This window comes from Staphylococcus sp. TE8 (assembly GCF_000692055.1).
In the GTDB taxonomy this organism is placed as follows: domain Bacteria; phylum Bacillota; class Bacilli; order Staphylococcales; family Staphylococcaceae; genus Staphylococcus; species Staphylococcus capitis.
This window is the reverse complement of the sequence record NZ_JMGB01000001.1, coordinates 569550-584626: the sequence shown is the minus strand read 5'-3', so window position 1 is coordinate 584626 and position 15077 is coordinate 569550. Positions and strand designations below refer to the sequence as shown.

Sequence of the window (15077 nt, the reverse complement as noted above, 5' to 3'; positions counted from 1 at the left end):
TCTTAATTTTCTTCTTTTTTATCTTTTGGCAAAATTAAATTTAAAATAATTCCAGAAAGTGCGGATAATGCCATACCTTCAATTTGTAAATTAATTCCAATACCTTTTAAATTGATAAGTAAATTACCAATACCTACTACAAGTATTACTGATGCAATGACTAAGTTACGGTTACTTGAAAAATCTACATTGCTTTCAACTATCATACGCAATCCACTAGCAGCAATAATACCAAATAATAGTATCGAAACACCGCCCATGACAGGAGTAGGTATCGATGAAATTAACGCAGTAAATTTACCTATGAAAGCTAGAATGATAGCGATAACTGCTGCTCCACCAATGACGTAAATACTATATATTTTAGTAATCGCTAGTACGCCTATATTTTCACCATAGGTTGTACTTGGAGGCCCACCGATAATACTCGCAAACATTGTAGATACCCCATCTCCAATAATTGATTTATCCAATCCTGGATCTTTAAAGAAATTACGGCCTACTATTTTATTGATAACCATTTGATGGCCGATGTGTTCACTTACTGTGACGAATACAACGGGTATCATGACTAATACCAATCCTAAATGGAATGATGGTGTGTAATCTTTAAATGGTAAATATATGTGTGGAAAATCTAACCATTTGGCGTGGGCAATAGGTCCAAATTTTACTAAGCCCATGAAAATAGAAACAATATAACCAACTACAATACCAATTAATACAGGTATCAGTGATAAAAATCCTTTAAAGAAACCTTGTACTACGATTGTGACTATGAGTGTAATTAGAGCTACGAGTAAATAACTTAAGTTATAACCTTTCATATCTGAAGAATTCTCATACATGGCCATATTAACGGCTGTAGGTGCCAAACTTAATCCGATAACCATAATAACTGGTCCTACTACAACTGGTGGTAGTAAATGCATTAGCCAACCAGTTCCACTTAATCTAATAAGTAAACCTATAATGACGTACATCAACCCACTCATAAACAGAGCCACTAACATGTCTCCTAAGCTATGGGTACTTAGACCAGTAATAATCGGTGTGATAAAGGCAAAACTTGAACCTAAATAAGCAGGTATTTTAGCCTTTGTGATTAATATGTAAATAAGTGTTCCAATACCTGAAGCAAGTAATGCTGCTGATATTGGTAAATGTGTTAAAAATGGTACAAGGACGGTTGAGCCAAACATTGCAAATAAATGTTGCAAACTTAAGAATGCCCATTGTGCTGGTTTAGGTTTGTCTCTAACATCAAGCACTGGCTTCACAGTGCGCTCAAACATTTGTTCATTTTCCATGTCATTCATTTCCTTTCATAAAAAAATCTCTTTACATCAGTGAATGCAAAGAGACTAATTGAAATGTAGTCGAATAAGGTTTTACACCTCAAAGATTACATTTCTAACGAAGTATTACATTAAGCAATGGTAAAGGTATGATAAATTTTAAAGATTTACATCATCGCTTTATCGTTTAACTATGGCTTAATTTGTTTACTCCACCTTTTTCAGTCTCTCGTACTGCTTTAAAAGGGAAATTATTTTATTATGACTGCGTTCTGATGATCAATTTCATTTAAATAAACTGAAACGGATTCATCACGCGCAGTTGGTATGTTTTTTCCTACAAAGTCTGCTCGGATAGGAAGTTCACGATGGCCTCTATCAACAAGTGTTGCAAGTCCAATTTTAACAGGTCGTGAGTGTAGCAATATAGCGTCTAATGAAGCTCTTACTGTACGACCAGTATATAAAACATCGTCAACGATAATCACCACTTTATCAGTAATGTCAACATCGATATCAAATGCTTTGATGTCTGATTGCTGGGTGACATTATCAATATCATCACGGAAATGTGTAATATCAATTGTGCCGGTTGGTACATTGCACTGCTCAATAGAATGAATCTTTTCTTGTATACGATTCGCTAAAAATGCACCTCGTGTCTTAATTCCTAAAAGTACTAAATTGTCAGTGCCTTTGTTATATTCCAAAATCTCATGTGCAATTCGAGTGATTGTACGCTGTATCGCGGCTTCATCTAAAATGATTCGTTCAGACATCGTTTCACCTCTTATAATAGAAAAACCTCATATCTTTAATAAAGACATGAGGTTAAGGCACACTTCAAGAAAATTAATTATACTCAGTTAATTAACTTTCAGGTATATATTTACAGTATTTCATCATTAAGAACGCGCATACTTTCTTAAGCGAAACACATTTATATGCATGATTATTCCTATTATTCATGTCTTCGAAGCCTCTCTGGACTCGCAATTAAAGACGAAGTTTTTTATATTTAAACTGTTATTAGTCTAAAACTTTTTAATAAATAAGTCAATGATTTCTTTAAACTAAAAGTTAACAAAATCGCTCGTAATGTTTAACTTTGTAATGTGGTTTTTTAAGCATCTCTACGTCGAATATCTTCTAATAAATCTTTAAAATCATTAGGTAAATCAGTACTTCTTTCAATATACTCATGTGTTACTGGATGTTCAAAACCAATCACACCCGCATGCAATGCTTGACCACCAATATCTAATGTTCTCTTAGGTCCATATTTAGGGTCACCCACAAGCGGGTAGCCAATATATTTCATATGCACACGAATTTGGTGAGTTCGTCCAGTTTCCAATTCACATTCTATCAAAGTATAGTCTTTAAAATGCTCTATTACATTGAAATGCGTTACAGCTTCTTTACCATCATCAACTACAGCCATTGCTTGACGGTCATTCTTATTACGACCAATTGGAGCATCTACCGTACCATAATCATGCGGAATATTACCGTGAACTAACGCAGTGTATTTACGCTTAACACTTTTAGCCATAAGTTGTTCGACAAGACCTCGATGAGCGATGTCATTTTTAGCAACCATCAATAAACCTGAAGTATCTTTATCAATACGATGAACAATACCAGGGCGTATTTCACCGTTAATACCAGATAAATTTTTAATTTGATACATTAAGCCGTTCACAAGTGTGCCCGTGTAATGACCTGGAGATGGATGTACTACCATACCTTTAGGTTTATAAACAATCGCCACATCATCATCCTCATAATAGATATCTAAATCTAAATCTTCTGGTTGAATGTCTGCTTCTACTACTTCCTTTTCAGTGACAATGATATGATCATTTAATTTAACTTTATAATTTGATTTAATCACTTTATCATTAACTTTAACTAAATCTTCTTTAATCCAATCTTGAAGTTGGCTACGAGACCAAGCACCATTCGACTCAGATAGAAATTTATCTATTCTTTGACCAACTTGTGTTTCATCTGTGATCTTAAATTCATGTGTTTCCAAAAGTATACCTCCTTAGTTCTTTTTAGTTGTATCCTTTAATAATGCGATAATTACGAAGATAACGCCTATAGTTAAACTTGAATCTGCAATGTTAAAGATTGGGAAATCATAACCAAAGATGTTTGTATCTATAAAATCGACAACTTCACCATTAAATACGCGATCAATAAAGTTACCTAACGCGCCAGCAAAGAGTAAGGTAATTGCAACTTGCATAAATAAATTATATTTAGCTTCTTTAATATAAAACAGCACGAGAACTACTAAAATAACTAATGTGATAATATAGAAAAATCCCATTTTACCACTTAAAATTCCCCAAGCAGCTCCATTATTTCTATGTGAAGTAATATTAAGAAAATGAGGAATTACTTCATAGGAATCGCCAATTTTCATGGATGAAGCTATTATCCACTTTGAAATTTGGTCAAAAATTATAATTAAAAATGCTAAAAGAAGTGAGATTCCAATATAATATTTCTTTTTCATTCATGTGCCTCCATTCAGTTCAACGTCACTTTTGACAACACTTAACATTATATCCTACTCCAAGACATAAAAAAAGATTACTGAGTATAAATCTAATTATTAGAGATTTTGGGCAATAATATCATACAAAAAGTTGAGACTTAATCGTGTCTCAACTTAATTTTAATAAATATTTAGCTTACTCAATTATTCATCTTTTATTCGATTAAACCTGAAGTACAAGCCATCTGGTCCTTTTAAATTTAAATGCGTAGATTCAGGATAGTGAAAATCTATTAACGCTAAACCATATGTGTTTTCATTATCAACACGCTTGGTCCCTGATAACCACTGATTCATTGCTAAATGATTGTAATAATGATTTGAGGACAAAAATAATGAGAAATCGTCTATATAAGCTGACTCTTCTAAACCGAAATAATTAAGATAATATGATTTAATTTCTGAGATTCTAATAGTTTTAAGATGCAAATGACCTAATTTCGCTTCATCAGGTACACCTTGCCATTTTTCATTAGAAACTTCTTTTAACAATCGAGGTACGTTAATTGGTCTAATATCCAATTTCACTCTATTATCTTCATCGTATTTCCACATTTCAAAGTCATAATCGACTTAAAATTTAAGCGCATTACCTTCAGGATCTTCAACAAAGAGTGATGTTCCAACACTTTGTTCTCCTCCATTAACCGGTATCTCAAAATCACTTAATTGTACTAATAAATCGGCTAGAGAGGATAATTCTGGCAACTTAATTCCTATATGAAATAAGCCAGCTTCAGACATGAGTGGCTCTCTACCATTTTGAATTTCATTAAAAGTTATATATTGATTGTTAGCTCCAACCTTATATTGAACAACCTTCATAGATTCATTAACAAAATTAAATCCTAAAACTTCTTCATAAAAGGCTCTTATAACTTCTATATCGCGTACATTTATTATTATTCCATTAACGAAATGTGCATCTTTACTATGAAACATCATTCTACCCTCTCAACAGTGACTTGTACTCTGAATGGTTGTCTGTATATAAGATTTCATTACTATAATTTTAACATTATGACTAAATATATCTAAGAATTCAAATTTCTAATTTATGATGCGAATTTAAAGAGATTTTTTAAATATATCAACATTTTCTCATTTAAATCTTATAAATCTTACTTTAATTTTTCTAATCAATTTGTTTCTTAAAGTATAAAAGACCTAAGAAGACTTCTTTATAATAAAATCTCCTCAGGTCTATGATTAATGGTTACCAATCATTTAGAAATTAAACTAATGTTTTCACTACTTCTTGGCAACGTGGACATAGATGATCAAGTTCTCCAACAGAACCTAATTCATCGCTATAGTTCCAACATCTTTCACACTTTTCGCCTTCTGCGTGTTCGATGCGAATATCACCATATTTGTATGTTTCACCATTTTCAACTGAATCAACAACTTCAACTTGAGAAACGATGAATAATTGTTGTAAATCATTAAACTCTTGTAAGAATTCAGCAGCTTTAAATGATTCATTATTGCCAATAACCACTTTAGCTTCTAATGATTTACCAATAACTTTTTCATTACGAGCTTGTTCTAAAGCACGGTTTACGTCGTCGCGTAGATCCATAAGAGTATTCCATTTATCTAATAATTCTCTATCTACTTCAACAACTTCTGGCATATCTGCTAAATGAACACTTTCCTCTTTAACGTGAGGTGTATGTGACCATACTTCTTCTGCAGTATGCACTAGAATTGGTGCTAATAATTTTGTCATATCTACTAAGATTTGATAAAGCACTGTTTGCATGCTGCGACGTTTATGAGAGTCTTTCTTCTCAATGTAAAGAATATCTTTACCATAGTCTAAATAGAAGTTACTTAATTCTACATTGATAAAGTTTTGAACTTCTTGATAGATGTTAAGGTAATCAAAATTCTCATAGTTGTTGATAGTACTAGCTGTGAATTCACGTAAACGATTAAGTAAATAACGATCTACGTCGAGTAATTCATTTTCAGGGATACGATCTGTCTCAGGGTTATAATCATTAATATTACCTAACATGAATCTGAGTGTATTTCTTATTTTACGATAAACATCAGAAGTTTGTTTTAAAATTTCATCTGAAATACGGACGTCTGCTAAATAATCAGTACTACTTACCCATAGACGTGCGATATCTGCACCTTTTTGCTTAACAACTTGGTCCGGAACGATGACGTTACCAAGCGATTTACTCATTTTTTTACCTTCACCATCCATAACGAAACCGTGTGAAAGTAGGAATTTATAAGGTGCTTGTCCACGAGTTGCTACAGCAGTAGTTATTGAAGAGTTAAACCAACCACGATACTGGTCACTTCCTTCAAAGTAAAGATCTGCAGGGAAACTTAACTCTGGTCTTGTTTCTAATACACCACGGTGAGATGAACCTGAATCGAACCATACATCCATGATGTCTGTTTCTTTAGTAAATTCACCATTAGGACTTCTAGGATGTGTAAATCCTTCTGGTAATAAATCTTTCGCTTCACGTTCAAACCACACATTTGATCCATGTTCTGCGAATAAATCAGCGATATGATTAACTGTTTCTTTCGTCATGATGATGTCACCATTTTCAGCATAAAATACTGGTAATGGAACACCCCATACACGTTGACGAGAAATAACCCATTCGCCACGATCACGAATCATATTGTAGATACGTGTTTTACCCCAATCTACTTTAAAGTTAGTCTCTTCAATCGCATCTAAGATATCTTGTCTTACTTTGTTAATTGAAGCAAACCATTGAGGTGTCGCTCTAAAGATAACTGGTTTTTTTGTACGCCAATCATGTGGGTAGCTATGTGTAATAAAGTCTAATTTAAGAAGTGCGTCCTTTTCAGTTAATAAGTCAGTGACAGCTTTATTTGCTTTGTCATAGAACATACCTTCAAATTGGCCGCCCTCTTCAGTAAATACACCCTTGTCATTTAGAGGACTGATGACAGGTAAGTCATATTTTTGTCCAACGATGTAGTCATCTTCCCCATGTCCAGGAGCAGTATGAACACATCCAGTACCTGCATCTGTTGTGACGTGATCTCCATTAATCACTAGTGACGTACGATCTAAGAATGGATGTTGCGCTTCAACATATTCTAACTCTTTACCTGTAAATTCTTTTTCAAGTTGAATTGTATCTTTATCCCAACCTAAAGCATCAGCTACAGTCTCAGATAAGGCTTGAGCAACAATAAATTTCTGTCCTTCTACATTGTATTGGCCATACTTAAGTTCTGGATGAACAGTGATAGCTACGTTTGAAGGAATTGTCCAAGGTGTTGTAGTCCAGATAATAAACTTAGCATCTGAATCAACGACTCCTTTATCGTCTTTAACGTTAAATGCTACATAAATAGAGGCAGAACGTTTATCATGATATTCAATTTCCGCTTCAGCTAATGAAGATTCACTTGAAGGTGACCAATAAACTGGTTTCTTACCTTTATAAATTAAACCTTTGTCTGCCATTTCACCAAATAAACGAATTTGTGCTGCTTCATATTCAGGAGTAAGTGTAATATAAGGATTATCAAAGTCACCACGAACACCTAGACGTTTGAAATCCTTCTTCTGAATATCTACTTGCTTAAGTGCAAATTCTTTACACTTTTCTCTAAATTCAGCAATTGACATTTTTTTACGGTCTACGCCTTTTTTAGTTAAAGCCTGTTCAATTGGTAAACCATGCGTATCCCAGCCTGGAACATATGGTGCATAGAATCCTTGCATTGTTTTATAACGGACGATAAAATCCTTAATAATTTTATTAAGTGCATGTCCCATATGTAAACTACCATTTGCATATGGTGGACCATCATGCAAGATATAAGATTGATTACCTTTATTTTTTTCTAATGCTTTTTTATATTGATCTTCTGCATCCCATTTTTCTTGAATTTGAGGCTCTTTATTAGGTAAACCACCTCTCATAGGAAAGTCAGTTTTGGGCATTAATAAAGTATCTTTAAAATTCATACTGTTCACTCCTTATAATGATAAAAAGAACTCTAAGTTCAATTAAAAGGGACGGCTAAACCGCGGTACCACCCTATTTAACTCAACTTAGAGTTCTCTCATAAACATATTAAAATAAAAGCCAGTGATATAAGAAACAAACGATATGTTAGGCTCTCACCATTCCTAACTCGCTGGAATATGTTTAGTGTTTCTTACGCGTCTGTCTTTTTATATCATATCAATAAATTGTCATTAAGAAAATGTATTTTTAACATAAATACATTTACAAGTTTAAAATTCTTCAATTGCGTCTCCATCTATTAATCATTTATCAATAGAATGCTTATAAATTACTATGAGTTGTAGAAGTCTCTGATTGATTATTAGACGTACGTGAAGATTCAGAAGTAGAAGTTGTTCCACTATTATTCTCTGCTTGAGATTGGCTTTTCTTCATAGCGCGTTCTTCTGGTGTAAGATCATTATCATTTAAGTGATGAATATCTTCTAAAGTCACTTGTTCAGCATCTAAATCATAATTTAATAAGTAATCCCAATCTTCACTTTTAAGTAAATCTAATTGAGCTTCTACCAACATACGGAAACGAGATCTAAACACTTTAGATTGACGTTTCATATCTTCAGTTTGGAATGATAAACGACGTGCTTTTTCAATCGCATCATTTACAATTTTATCAGCTTGAACTTGAGCTTTAGCAAGTGTAGCTTCGGCATCTTTATTAGCAGCTAATTTTGTTTCTTCTCCAACTTTTTGAGCTTGAATTAAAGCATCACTTACAGACTGATGCACGTCTTGATAAGATTTGATATTAGTGTCTCTATCTTCAACTACTTTTTCAAGTTGCTTTTTATCTTCTTTAAGTCGTTCAATCTCAGTGCTTAATTGATCTAAATAATTAGCAACCTCAGTGGGTTCTAAACCATTCTTCACTCGACTAAACTCTTTATTTTTAATCTCACTTGGTGTGAAAGGCATGATATATCCTCCTTAATTCATCACTATTTAAATAATGTCTGATAGGTAATGTGTAGTTTATCTTTTTTAGTTCTTCCTCCAATTTGAGTGATTTGAGCTCTGCCAAATCCTTGGATAGAAAGTAGGTCATTTTGTTCTAATTGAAAGTCAGGTGTATCAATTATAGTATGATTCACTTTGACTCTTTTCTTTTCTATTAATTGCTTTGCTATATTACGAGATTTATGGATCATATCTTTTAATACAACGTCCAATCTCATTGCACTAACAGTCGTGCTTTGAATTTTCCAATTCTCTTTTGATTGTATCATATCTTTTATAGGAATAGAATTAAGTTTAACTGTGGCACCTTTAATCCTATTTAATTCAAGCATAATATAAGATTCCAAACGCTCTGTCAAAACAAATTGTATATCATCTGCTACTATAATATCCCCCAATTGTTCTCTCTCAATACCTAAAGACATTAAGGTGCCTAACACATGTTGATGTTGAATTGAAACGAATTTCTCAGGATAATCGATTCGTAATAGTGACAGTTCAAAATCTTCCACTTGTGCTTCATAATATGATGGAGCTATGATAGCACGTTTTCTCTCAGCGTAGGGACCACCATAAAAGTTGACTTTTAACATTTCATAACTCCCCACGATGACTTCTAAAATGTATTGGCCTCTTGGATCTAAAAATGCAGTGAGCACAGGCGCATAGTGATTTTCAGCTTGATTACACTTATCTATTAATTGATCTATCAATTCTTGTTCTTCTCTTCTAAAATGTTGATATATATCGATGTGAGACACTCCTAACATTTTATTTTCACAACATTCAATTAAGATAACTTCAATTTCACATGACAAAAACGAGGTCAAAGTTCAATTAATACTTTGCCTCGCTTAAAATACTCATATAAAATTCAAACTAGTTCATTTTTACGATAAATGTGTAAGTATGATATTAAAAATTGAAACTAAACCTCTTTGAAATAATACTAATACTATAATAGCTGCTATAGAAGAAATATCTATGATGCCAATGGGAGGAATGATTTTCCTGAATGGTTCTAAAAAAGGTTCGTATATTTTACCAAGAAATTCCCCCACTTTAGATTCTCTAATACTTGGAACCCAAGACGTGAAGAAATAAATTATCATTCCTATATAATAAATTTGAACCAAAAATAATATAAATCGGAATATAGTACTAAGTAGACCGATATCCATAATTAGACTCCTTATTCGTAATGTTGCTCCATGTTTTCGATATGATCAGTTATGCTTCCAGCAACTTCTACGTTATCAGGTGTACATAAGAATATATCAGTTCCTACACGCTGAATATCTCCACCAATCGCATAAACTGTTCCACTTAAGAAGTCAATAATACGTTTAGCAGATACTTTATCAATGCGTTGTAAGTTTACTAAAGTAGCACGTCTATTTTTCAATTCATCCGCAATATCTTGTGTATCAGAAAACACACGTGGTTCAAATAAGCACATTTTAGAGCTTTCTTGTGTCGCATAATTTTGAGATGATTGGTTCATAGTTACAACATTACGAGAATTACTCTTTGAATTATTATTCATACGATAATTCCTTTCTTCAGAAGTTGCACCTTTTCTTGTTGTGCTCTTTTGAGGCACAGATTTGATTGCATTTTGTTTGTTTACATTGTTTTGTGATTGCGTTGATGGTACATTGTTTTCATTTCGTGATTCAACATCACGTTCTTGTGCACGCTCACGTGTCTGAGATGTTTCACGTTCTTCTGGTGCTTCAACTTCTTCTTCATCTTCTACTACAAAAAATCCATTAAATAAATCCTTTAAAGCCAAGGGGCTCACTCCTCTTCTCCTACAAGTTTAGTCCCAATTCTGACAAAGGTTGCACCTTCTTCAACTGCTATCTGATAGTCATTACTCATTCCCATAGATAATTCTGTGCAAGGTGCATGTTCTAAATTGAATTGTTGAATTTCTTCTTTTTTATGTCTTAAATCATTGAAAATTGATTTTATGTACACACTATCATCAGTTAGAGGTGCCATTGTCATTAAACCAATTACTTTGATGTTTTCATAAGCTTTCAGTTCTTTTAAAAATTCATTAACTTCGTCTAATGCTATACCATGTTTAGATTCTTCCCCAGAAACATTAACTTGTAAAAAACAAGATACAACATGGTCTGCTCTCTTATTAATCTCCTTAGCTAAACTCAGGCGATCTAAAGCGTGAAAATAGTCAACTTCGTTAATTACTTCTTTAACTTTTCTAGATTGCAAAGAACCAATAAAGTGAAATACAACATCATCAGGTAATGCTGCTTTTTTCTCTTTGAAGCCTTCTAATCTATTTTCGCCAAAGTGCCTAATACCTGCTTCATAAGCTTCTTTAGCTCGCTCTATTGTAACATACTTTGTCACTGCAATCACGTGAGGGTGTGCTGAATTAGAACTTTTTTCTAAATGTTCACTTATTTCTTGTTCAATTTGTTTTAAATTTTGTTTAACACTCACTATCGTACCTCCTCACTTTACTTGCGTCCTATAAATGCTAACATACGCCCAGTCTGACCTTTTTCAATTCTATAAGAGAAAAATAAGTCTAAATTTTCAGAAGTAGCATACTCAGTAATATAGATATTATCTGATGGAACGCCTACTTCTTCAAGTAATAAAGCATTGGCTTTTTTTAAATCAATACCATGTTTGTCTGCTGCACGCGAGTCAATATATTTAGATGAGTCAATTGTTAATGTTTCAAATTTATCTTTGATATCATCATTGATTTCATAGGAATTAGATGTTGCTGGTCCAATAACCACTTGTAAATCATTTAAATCAAAGTCAATTTTTCTAACCATCTCTTTTACGATCTCACCATAAGTACCACGCCATCCAGCATGGGCAAGGCCCACATAACCATGCTTCTCACTATAAAAGTAAACAGGAACACAATCAGCATAACACATGGTTAATAATATATTGGAATCATAAGTAAAAATGCCATCTAACCCATATAAGTCATCAGTTAATTCTTCAATATTCATACCTCGATGTTCTTTAGTAATTTCTGTGACTTTATTTCCATGTGTCTGAATTGGGAAAACCCAATTATTTCTATCGAAGCCTATTTCATTTGCAAGAATTTCCTGATGTTGAGTAATATTAGCTTGATTATCATCCACGTATCTAGCCATGTTAAAAGCGTGTTCTGGATAATGACTCAGTCCATTCTCTCTAGTTGTGAAACCAAGCTTAATACTATGAGTAGGTTTTACATCATAATCTAAATAATGTTCTTTCTTTATAAACTTTTCAGTCATTATGTTTCACCACCATTTGAGAATGTTAATAAAGCAATTATTATAATTCATGACAATTAAGTATATTATAAAACTATTATATATCATACTTTCTACCATTTAAACTACAAGTTACAAGAATAAATAATTTAAATATATACTTAATATTGGTGTCATGAAAATTAATAAGTAATATTATGTAATTCATAAACTGTAATTTAAAAAGCCATCAGTAAAAACTCTGATGGCTTTTTATCTAAATTATCTTATATAATTAGCGTCTTGTTCTTCTAGAACGTCTTTCTTCTCTATTTCTAATAAAGCTAGGAATGTCGTCATCTTTTGTAGAGTGACTTCTTTCGCTTACGCCTTCTGAAGATTGAGAGCTAGTTGAAGTGTTTGTAGCAAATGAGTCTTCTTTAGGAGTAGCATGACTTTGGTTAGAAGAACTACTATTAACACTTGAACCGAAACCAGTACTTGTAGCTTTACGACCTTGAGATGACGGTTTATCTTCGAAACCTGTAGCAATCACTGTAACAACAATTTCGTCTTGAAGTTCAGGATTAATTACTGTACCGAAGATCATGTTTACATCTTCGTCAGCCGCATCTTGAACAATATCAGCAGCTTCTTGAGCTTCAAATAGTGAGAGTGATTCTCCACCAGTAATGTTCATAAGTACGCCTTGAGCACCAACAATTGAAGTTTCTAATAATGGTGATGAAATAGCTTTTTTAGCAGCTTCAACCGCTCTATTTTCACCAGAAGATACACCGATACCCATTAATGCTGAACCTTGGTTAGACATAATAGTTTTAACGTCGGCAAAGTCTAAGTTTACCTCACCTGATACAGCGATTAAATCTGAGATACCTTGTACACCTTGACGTAACACATTATCTGCTTCTTTGAATGCTTCCATCATAGGTGTAGATTTGTCTACGATATCTAATAAACGATCATTAGGAATAACAATCAATGTATCTACTGCAGCTTTCATTGCTTCAACGCCAGCGGCAGCTTGAGTTTGACGTTTACGTCCCTCAAAACCGAATGGGCGAGTTACAACGCCTACTGTTAAAGCGCCCATTTCTTTAGCGATTTTAGCAACTACTGGAGCAGCTCCTGTACCAGTACCGCCACCCATACCAGCAGTAACGAATACCATATCTGCACCTTGGATAGCATCTTCGATTTGTTCACGAGATTCTTCAGCAGCTTTTTTACCAATTTCAGGATTTGCACCTGCACCAAGACCTCGCGTTAACTTTTCACCAATTTGGATTTTTGATTCCGCTTTAGATAAGTTAAGCGCTTGTCCATCTGTATTGATAGCGATAAACTCAACGTTATTCATGCCGTGGTCAATCATACGATTAACAGCGTTGTTACCGCCGCCACCTACACCGATGACTTTCAATGTAGCTAAATGATTAAATCCTTGTTCAAATTCTAACATTTAAATTTCCTCCTAGTCTTAATGGCCAATAATCATTCAAATAGAGATTTCATTAGTTTTTTAAATTTACCTTCTTCTTTGTCCTTACCTTCTGATTGATGATAATCATCTTCGTGATGTTCTCTGCGGTCTTCATATGTTTCCTCACGAGGTGATTCAGGTTCTTCCTCATGACTCTCTTTTTTGTTTGATTTACGTTTAAACCAATCAAAACCGCTCGATTTAGATTCGTTATCTTTATCTTCAGATTCGATAACTTCCTCTTCAAATCCTTCATTATCTTGATAACTAATTGTAACATAATCTAATAACTCGTCAAAAGCGATACTACTAGAAATTGTCGAAATAGCAGAAGAGAACTCAGGTTTTCTAATACCCATTTGAGATGGAGTATGAATTCTTACTTTCTCACTTACCATGTCTTGCAGTAATTCTTTTACACCAAGTAAGTTAGCAGAACCACCTGTTACAATAAATCCGCCATTTACTTTAGTAAGTCCAAGTTCTTGTAACACATCGAACACTTCAAAGAATATATCCTCTACACGTTGTTCGATAAAATCGCTTAAATCTTTTTGAGTATATTGAACATGTTCTTCACTATCAATTTGATCTACTGAGAATACATCTTGCTCTGAAGCTGAATCATAGAAAGCATGTCCATATTGATGCTTAATCTTCTCAGCAGTATCATATGTAGTATTTAAGCCTTGCGCAATATCATCTGTAATATCACGACCAGCCATTTCAATTGAATCAGCATCTACTAACTCACCACGCTCATAAAAAGCAATTTGAGTTAAATCTTCGCCAATATCAATGACACAAGCGCCTAATTCTTTTTCTGTAGCGGTTAAAATTGAACCATAATTGTATGCATCAGAGTAAACATCTAATACATCTACGCCACATGCTTCAACACATTTAATCATATTAATTAAAATAGATTTCTGTATAGCTATAACGCCTGCATCAACTTTCAATGAATGTCTAGCAATTAATTCTTTAGGGTCAGAAACTTCATTGTCTTTATCAACTACGAATCGAATAGGAAAGACATTAATCACTTCTGTTTCTGTTACATCATTCTTATCACGAATTCCGTCTAAAACTGATTCAATGTGTGTTCCATTAATTTCAGTATCTTCATAAAATTCAATTTCATTTGATTCATCGTATACTTCGGTACCAATGATAGGTAACTTTAAGAATACTTCTTTTATATCTACACCAGAGGCAATTGAAGCCTTCTTAATTGTATCTTTGATTGCTTGTCTCGCAATATCAAAATCATCAATAAGACCATTCTTGATACCGCTAGTGTAGGTTTGTCCTGTACCTATCACATTTATTCCATTGTGAAATTTTTCGCCTACTATCGTTTTTACACTTGATGAACCTATATCTATACTTACATAGTAATGTTCCTCCATAGATAGGCACCTCCTGACAAATTACTATTAAAATACACTATGT

The 15077-nt window shown here is 33.4% G+C and carries 13 protein-coding genes and 1 pseudogene; all 14 read right to left on the bottom strand.

Translation table 11 applies throughout. The features are described from left to right. Positions 1-2 precede the first annotated feature (2 nt). Positions 3-1310, bottom strand: a complete 1308-nt coding sequence (locus tag CM54_RS02870; RefSeq protein WP_002435254.1) for a uracil-xanthine permease family protein — start codon at positions 1308-1310, stop codon at positions 3-5. Between the two features lie 239 nt (positions 1311-1549). Continuing rightward, positions 1550-2077: a bifunctional pyr operon transcriptional regulator/uracil phosphoribosyltransferase PyrR gene (gene pyrR, locus CM54_RS02865; RefSeq protein WP_002435073.1), complete on the bottom strand. Its 528-nt coding sequence runs from the start codon at positions 2075-2077 to the stop codon at positions 1550-1552. 344 nt (positions 2078-2421) lie between these two features. Continuing rightward, complete coding sequence (locus tag CM54_RS02860) at positions 2422-3339, bottom strand: RluA family pseudouridine synthase (protein WP_037548783.1); 918 nt, start codon at positions 3337-3339, stop codon at positions 2422-2424. 12 nt (positions 3340-3351) lie between these two features. Continuing rightward, positions 3352-3828 (bottom strand): signal peptidase II, encoded by a 477-nt coding sequence (gene lspA, locus CM54_RS02855; RefSeq protein ID WP_023350426.1) that lies wholly within the window; start codon positions 3826-3828, stop codon positions 3352-3354. A 186-nt stretch (positions 3829-4014) separates the two neighbouring features. Next, positions 4015-4812: pseudogene (locus CM54_RS02850) on the bottom strand (VOC family protein). Positions 4813-5104: 292 nt separating this feature from the next. Continuing rightward, positions 5105-7855 (bottom strand): isoleucine--tRNA ligase, encoded by a 2751-nt coding sequence (ileS, locus tag CM54_RS02845; RefSeq protein ID WP_037548780.1) that lies wholly within the window; start codon positions 7853-7855, stop codon positions 5105-5107. 325 nt (positions 7856-8180) lie between these two features. Next, positions 8181-8834, bottom strand: coding sequence for a DivIVA domain-containing protein (locus CM54_RS02840; RefSeq protein WP_037548778.1), 654 nt, complete (start codon positions 8832-8834; stop codon positions 8181-8183). 23 nt (positions 8835-8857) lie between these two features. Further along, a complete protein-coding gene (locus CM54_RS02835; RefSeq protein ID WP_037548776.1) occupies positions 8858-9646 on the bottom strand; it encodes a YlmH family RNA-binding protein in 789 nt (262 codons plus the stop codon). 120 nt (positions 9647-9766) lie between these two features. Further along, positions 9767-10057: a YggT family protein gene (locus CM54_RS02830; RefSeq protein WP_023350429.1), complete on the bottom strand. Its 291-nt coding sequence runs from the start codon at positions 10055-10057 to the stop codon at positions 9767-9769. 11 nt (positions 10058-10068) lie between these two features. Then, the gene (locus CM54_RS02825; protein ID WP_030065288.1) at positions 10069-10680 is read right to left on the bottom strand and encodes a cell division protein SepF; all 612 of its coding nucleotides are present in this window, start codon (positions 10678-10680) and stop codon (positions 10069-10071) included. Next, positions 10677-11351 carry a YggS family pyridoxal phosphate-dependent enzyme gene (locus tag CM54_RS02820; RefSeq protein ID WP_002435178.1) on the bottom strand — a complete coding sequence of 225 codons (675 nt, stop codon included), beginning with the start codon at positions 11349-11351 and terminating at the stop codon, positions 10677-10679. Before CM54_RS02820 ends, CM54_RS02825 begins: the two co-directional genes overlap by 4 nt. A gap of 17 nt (positions 11352-11368) precedes the next feature. Further along, complete coding sequence (pgeF, locus tag CM54_RS02815; RefSeq protein ID WP_037548774.1) at positions 11369-12160, bottom strand: peptidoglycan editing factor PgeF; 792 nt, start codon at positions 12158-12160, stop codon at positions 11369-11371. A 253-nt stretch (positions 12161-12413) separates the two neighbouring features. After that, positions 12414-13601, bottom strand: coding sequence for a cell division protein FtsZ (gene ftsZ / locus CM54_RS02810; RefSeq protein ID WP_002435258.1), 1188 nt, complete (start codon positions 13599-13601; stop codon positions 12414-12416). Between the two features lie 32 nt (positions 13602-13633). After that, positions 13634-15034, bottom strand: a complete 1401-nt coding sequence (ftsA, locus tag CM54_RS02805; protein ID WP_037548772.1) for a cell division protein FtsA — start codon at positions 15032-15034, stop codon at positions 13634-13636. Between the last annotated feature and the right edge of the window lie 43 nt (positions 15035-15077).